Source organism: Clostridium sp. (genome assembly GCF_016650035.1).
GTDB lineage: Bacteria > Bacillota > Clostridia > Clostridiales > Clostridiaceae > Clostridium_AD.
The window spans coordinates 20,931-27,133 of record NZ_JAENWM010000053.1 but is presented as its reverse complement, the minus strand read 5'-3'; the positions used below and the strand labels follow the sequence as shown (position 1 = coordinate 27,133).

General features: G+C 28.6%; 5 protein-coding genes. All 5 read left to right on the top strand.

Annotated elements, in window-relative coordinates; genetic code table 11:
• The first annotated feature begins 340 nt into the window (after positions 1-340).
• Positions 341-1,426: a hypothetical protein gene (locus JJD95_RS12900; protein WP_291643437.1), complete on the top strand. Its 1,086-nt coding sequence runs from the start codon at positions 341-343 to the stop codon at positions 1,424-1,426.
• Between the two features lie 141 nt (positions 1,427-1,567).
• Positions 1,568-1,759, top strand: coding sequence for a hypothetical protein (locus JJD95_RS12895; protein ID WP_291643436.1), 192 nt, complete (start codon positions 1,568-1,570; stop codon positions 1,757-1,759).
• 21 nt (positions 1,760-1,780) lie between these two features.
• On the top strand, positions 1,781-3,685 hold the full coding sequence (locus JJD95_RS12890) for a hypothetical protein (protein ID WP_291643435.1): 1,905 nt from the start codon (positions 1,781-1,783) through the stop codon (positions 3,683-3,685).
• A gap of 672 nt (positions 3,686-4,357) precedes the next feature.
• Positions 4,358-4,831, top strand: a complete 474-nt coding sequence (locus JJD95_RS12885) for a hypothetical protein (protein ID WP_291643434.1) — start codon at positions 4,358-4,360, stop codon at positions 4,829-4,831.
• A 55-nt stretch (positions 4,832-4,886) separates the two neighbouring features.
• A complete protein-coding gene (locus JJD95_RS12880; RefSeq protein ID WP_291643433.1) occupies positions 4,887-6,134 on the top strand; it encodes a site-specific DNA-methyltransferase in 1,248 nt (415 codons plus the stop codon).
• Positions 6,135-6,203: the final 69 nt, after the last annotated feature.

The window sequence follows — 6,203 nt, the reverse complement described above, 5'->3', positions numbered from 1 at the left end:
TATAATATTTGACAGCATCTTCTTTAAATTGTTTATCGTGTTGTTTTCTCATGATTAAGTCCCTCCATCTATTATCTTTATTGTAATACTTATCAGGAACTTTCTCAATTTCTATTGTACTATTTCTATTCTAGCACCAGTAAGTAAAAAATTTGAATTAAATGATAGGTTTACCGAAAATGAAAAAGATGCTAAAGAGGCATATGCAAAAGAAAAAAGTGAGAAATTAGAGAGTGGAGAATGGATTACCACTTATAAGGCAACGGAGCAACATCGAGAACTTATTAAGCAGAGATTCTATGAAAATGAGAAGGATATATATGTAGTTTTATATAATGCAATGGTGAGCATAGATGCTCCTAAGACTCTATATTTCCCAAGCAAGGCAGATATGAAATTAATAAATACTAAATATAGTAGGAAGGCTTGGTTCTTGCAGTATAAAGAGAATAAAGAAAATGTAAGTATAAAATATTATTCTTATACATTTGGGCTGTTAGATGAAATTTCCCATATTATAAAAGATAAGTTGTTAAATGAAATAAGAGCCATTACTACTAAGTTTGATAATAAAGCAGAGTTAATACAGAAAAAGTTAATAAATGGGGATTATGCTGAAAAAGAATATAATGTGTGCTATGAAGATATAGAAAAGATATACAAGGATTATACAGAAGAAAGAAAAACTATTAATACAGAGTGTTATAAAAAATCAAGAAAAGAAACTAGATATAGAGACGAAATGATAGATAATTCCTGTTGGGGTCAATGGGAAGAGGATGAGTGTGAAGCAAAAATAAAATCTTTTAAATCTGAAAAATATAAGCAGTATAAGGAAGTTGATGCTAAATATATTGTTATTGCTGAGGGGATATTAAATAAATATGAGTTAGCAACTGTATCTAATTCTATTGGAAATATGAAGAATTGCACTGAGGATTTTATAATCAATTTATTTTATCCTGTGTTTTATTACTTGAATAATAAAATAAAGTCTGAAAGATATGTATATAGAAAGGTTGCAGATGGGGATATAACTTATCTTTATGAGAAATATAAGAAAATTAAAATTGATGCTATTGATAACAACAATATAGTTAAGAATCTGCATTTAGAAGAGAAGAAAAGATTAAGAGTAATAGATGTTAAAAATGATGTAAGAGTAAAAGTATTAGATGCCGAAGTTACAGCGTTAATTCAGACAGAATTGAAAATTAATGGACAGGTCTCTTTTGACGTTAAGGTAGTTGATAATAAAGTTATTTTGGTGAAAGATGAAAAATATATACTGGAAGTATTCGATGATTGGATTCAGATTAATGAATATAATTTACTGAAATCCAGCAGTATTAAATTTGAAATACTGGTTGATATAGCTAAAACTAAGAAAAGTTTAAAATTAACAGCAACAGAAATAATTATTTAGTGGGCAAGCTTACACTAAGGCTCACTACGCACTGAAGTGCTAGTTCACCAAGTGTAAATCTTCCAGACCCACTTTTGTGGAATAGATGGATAATAAAAAATATATCTATTTCACAATTTGTAGGGTATTGGAGGAAATGTTATGAATAATGAAACAATAGTAATTACTCAATCAAGAATGTGTGGGTGGCTCATGTTTAATGGATTTGGGAAAATAACTGAAAAGCCAGATTTAAAAGACCCAAACAGGAAAATTTATATTTTTAATGAGTCACCTAAATTAAGAGAAACTATGGGGAACTATTCTATTTTCAAAGAACTTTTAGACAAGTAAATAAAGTAGGTGAGCAAACGTATGATGTGCGAAGTGGATAAAGACTTAGAAAAGTTAAAATGTGAAGTAATAAACGGTAAAAATCAGGTTTTTTTAGTAAATTCTATTGAGACAAGCAGAGGGAAAACCACTGGAACAGCATCAGCAATTGCAGATTATTTTGAAAATGATAAAGGTAAACTCTTTATTGCTGATACGAGGTTTGTCTTTGTTAGTAAATTCGCAGAAGAATGTGCTAAAATAGCAAAATCTATAAATGAAAAAGTTAATGCAAATGTAGCGTTGGCTTATACAAGAAAGGCGGAGGTTCTTGAGGCACAACAATATAAGGAACATTGCACTAATAATTACGAAAAATGTATTGAAAAGTCAGTAATTGTAATAACTCATGCGATGTATATTAAATTATGTGGTTCTGAAAATGTTATTCATGTAAAATTTAAAGAAGCAATTAAACAAAATTTTACAACACTTATTATTGATGAACAAATTGATAATGTTGATGATTCATTTGTTGAGTTTAATAATTATAAATTTGAATTAATCAAAACACTTTTTATAGAAACTCAGAATAAACAATTAAATATGAAATGGAGTGCTATAGCAAAACCATTATTAAAGCTTATACAAAACAGAATAAATTGGATTAATGCATCTAAAAACAATGCTAAGTACAAGAATCAAATGCATAAGATAGATGTTATTGAAGATAATTTTATAAGCCTAGCAGAAGAGGAATTGAGTGCTGCAGTTAATTATTTAAGAGAAAAGTTAGAGTCAATTGATAATCAATTATTAAAAGACTTGAATCGTGAGAAAATAGTAAAAATAGATAAAGACACTGCATTAGAAATTATAAACACAGTTGAATTAATGCATAGAGAAGCACTCAATGGTAACTTAATTTTGTCACTTTCAAATAATGGAAATAGAAATTTATATACTTATGATAGTAGTTTTGAGTTTTTGAAACTAAAAAATAACATATGGTTAGATGCTTCGTCAAAGTTTCACTCACTATATTTATTAAATAAAGAATTCTTTAATGTGGTTGATACAGAAAGAATAATTGACCATTCAGAGTGTAATTTAAATATTGATTATAATAATACATCAACTAGTAGTAAAAAAAAGGATTTAACGAAATTTAGAACTGATATATACGAATATATAAAGGAGAAAGCGCCTATCGACCAGGAGCATAATAAAGTACTTGTTTTAACAAATGATAAGGAATGTAAAGCGTTAAAGGAAGATTTCTTTACTGCTGAAGAAATAGAAGAATATAATATAGAATTCACTAATTTTAAAAATATGAAAGGTAAAAATGATTGGGAAGATTATAATTACTGCTTTATAATTCAGACACCACGCATGAGTTTTGCCTATTATGTGTTTTTATATGAATATTGGACAAATAAGCATCTAACTGATGATGAGATGTTTATTTCAACTGGAAAAAGGTATCAATGTCAGTTTAAACATGGAGAGCTTACAAAATTAATGGAAGATGAAATTACCTCATATTTTTATCAAGCAATGAAACGTATAGCAAGAAATAAGAAGCCTAAAGGAAATTTCTTTATTATGAGTAATGTCTATAATTCGATTGATATTGTTAAATTACAGCTAAACAATATTATTCCTATAGAATCGGGAAAAAAGAAATTTAAAATAGATTGTGTAGCTGATTTAATAAAAGATTTAAAAGCAGGTATTTATGATAATGAAAAATGGGAATATAAAAATAAAAACGTAAAAATTGTTCAAAAGTATAAATCAAATTTAAAAATAAAACTTAGATGGATATGCAATGTGTTATCTATTAGAGATGTAAGTGAATTAAATACAAGGTTATTAGGAAAAATGGATTTAAAAGAACTGAGATGTTATATAAAAGATAAGGAATTAATAATTAAAATTTAAAAGTAAGAAAATTAAAAAGGCTAAAACAGTTGATATATAAAGGTTTATAGCCTATTTTAATTAAAATAATTACAAATTCCCTATATATACTATATATAGGGAACTTGGACAAAAAAACACAAATAATACTCTCAAACGTAACAAACAAGCCATCCAAGAGACATTTTAAATATTACCGTTTACACATAAATTAATTATAACATAACATTAATATTATTGTCAATGGAAAAGAATCAAAAAATAAAAATAATAATAAATAACCGCTTTCTTTTGCTTCTTTTCTTTGGCGGTAACGTTGTGCTTACTTCGCTCTTACGGAAACTTGGATTATTGGAGGGACATGGTCACGACAAATAATCCATAGTTGTAGTTAGAAGAATGAGTACAATGCTGGGTCAAAGAATAAGAAGAATATTTACAGGGGAGTAATGAGGGTAATAAAAATCATTATAGGTATTATACATTAATATAATAAGTGGGCAAGTTATTTCTAAGCGTCTAACTGCGGCTTAAGCCTTGTTATCCACTAAGAAATAATGTTCCACACCCACTATGGTGGAAGTTACTGTAAAATAAAACATCAATGGTAAAATTATTATAACTGTCTATTCATATAAGAGTAGGCAGTTTTTTTATTACTCAAATATTAAAATCGCAGGAGGAATTATTATTATGGAAACAAATAGAAAGATTGCAGAAATGGTAAGAAAATATTTTATTGAAGAAATCGGATTTAAAAACAAAATAGAAACAGCATGGTCTACAAATAGCTTTTTCTTAAATATCTATGTGAATGACTATGATTATAATATTATGACCGTAAAGGTTGAAGATAATATACCTGAGTTTGAATACTTAGGTCGTGCAATTTATCTTAACAGTAATCACAATAAATTAGATTTCCATAAAGCTAGTCCAGAAGAAATTTATATTATAAACCTATTAAAAAGACATAAAAATAATGACTTATACATAATGGATAATGAAGTATATAGTGAAAAATCTGAGGATACTTTGTGCTTTGTAGATATCGTAGACCTATGCTATAACAAGAAGTTAAATTTGCTTGAATGCATTGAAGCAAGTAATGAGAAAGTGGTTATAAATTTAAATGAAGGAACTATTAATTGTATAAATGAAATTTGAACTAGGGGCATCCATTAAGGGTGTCTCTTTTATTTAGTTGAGAGGAGAGATTAATATGGAATTTAAAAAAATAAAGATAACAGACCTTAAACATGCTGATTATAATCCTAGAAAAGACTTGAAAGCTGGGGATGCAGAATTTGATAAAATAAAAAACAGTATTACTGAATTTGGGTATGTTGAACCTATTATTGTAAACAGTGATTATACTATTGTAGGCGGGCATCAAAGAGCAAAGGTATTAAAAGAGCTAGGTTACGATGAAGTTGATTGTGTTGTTATTGAAATTGATAAAACTAAAGAAAAGGCATTGAATGTAGCTTTAAATAAAATATCTGGTGAATGGGATTTTGAAGCATTGGCAAAATTACTAGATGATTTAAAAGAGGAAGATTACAATGTGGAGCTTACAGGTTTTGATATGAAGGAAGCCGAAAAGCTATGGGATGAATATATGCCAAAAGATGAACAGGAAGAAGAAATTCCAGAGCCACCAGAAAATCCTGTAATTAAAACAGGAGATATTATTCTCCTTAACAAGCATAGAGTTATTTGCGGTGATGCCACAAAGTTAGAAGATATAGAAAAGTTGATGGATGGAAAAAAATCAAAGCTAATCGTTATTGATGCTCCCTATGGAGTAAGCTATGTTGGGAAAACTGAAGATGCTTTAACAATTCAAAATGATAGCATGGATGATGAGGAGTTTTATGATTTTTTACTTAAAGCACATAAGACTCTTTATGATATAGCCGATGATGGATGTTCATTGTATTCATTTCATGCGGACAGTAAAGGTCATATATTTAGAAAGGCATTTATAGATTCAGGATTTAAGTTAGCACAATGTTGCATATGGGTTAAGAACACTTTTGTAATGGGAAGGCAGGATTATCATTGGCAACATGAACCTTGTTTAGTTGGGTGGAAACCTACAGGAACTCATTACTGGAATAGTGATAGAAAACAAAGCACAGTCTGGAATTTTGATAAGCCTCAAAGAAATGGTGAACATCCAACAATGAAACCACTACCACTTATTGAGTACATTATTAAAAATGCAAGTAAATATGGAGATGTTGTTGTGGATACTTTTCTTGGCAGTGGAACTACTCTGCTTGCTTCTGATAAATCAGATAGAATTTGTTATGGCTCAGAGCTTGATCCGAAATACTGCCAAGTTATAATTGAACGATGGATTAATTATAAAGATGGAATCAATGGTGATAATGTTGTTATTGAAAGAGATGGTAAACAATATAAATATTCGGAATTAAAGAATGAGCAATCAGTGGAGAGATAAATTCCTTTGATTGTTTTTTATTATCCCTTCATTAATATTGACTTAATGTGTTAGTAGAGTGATTAATGG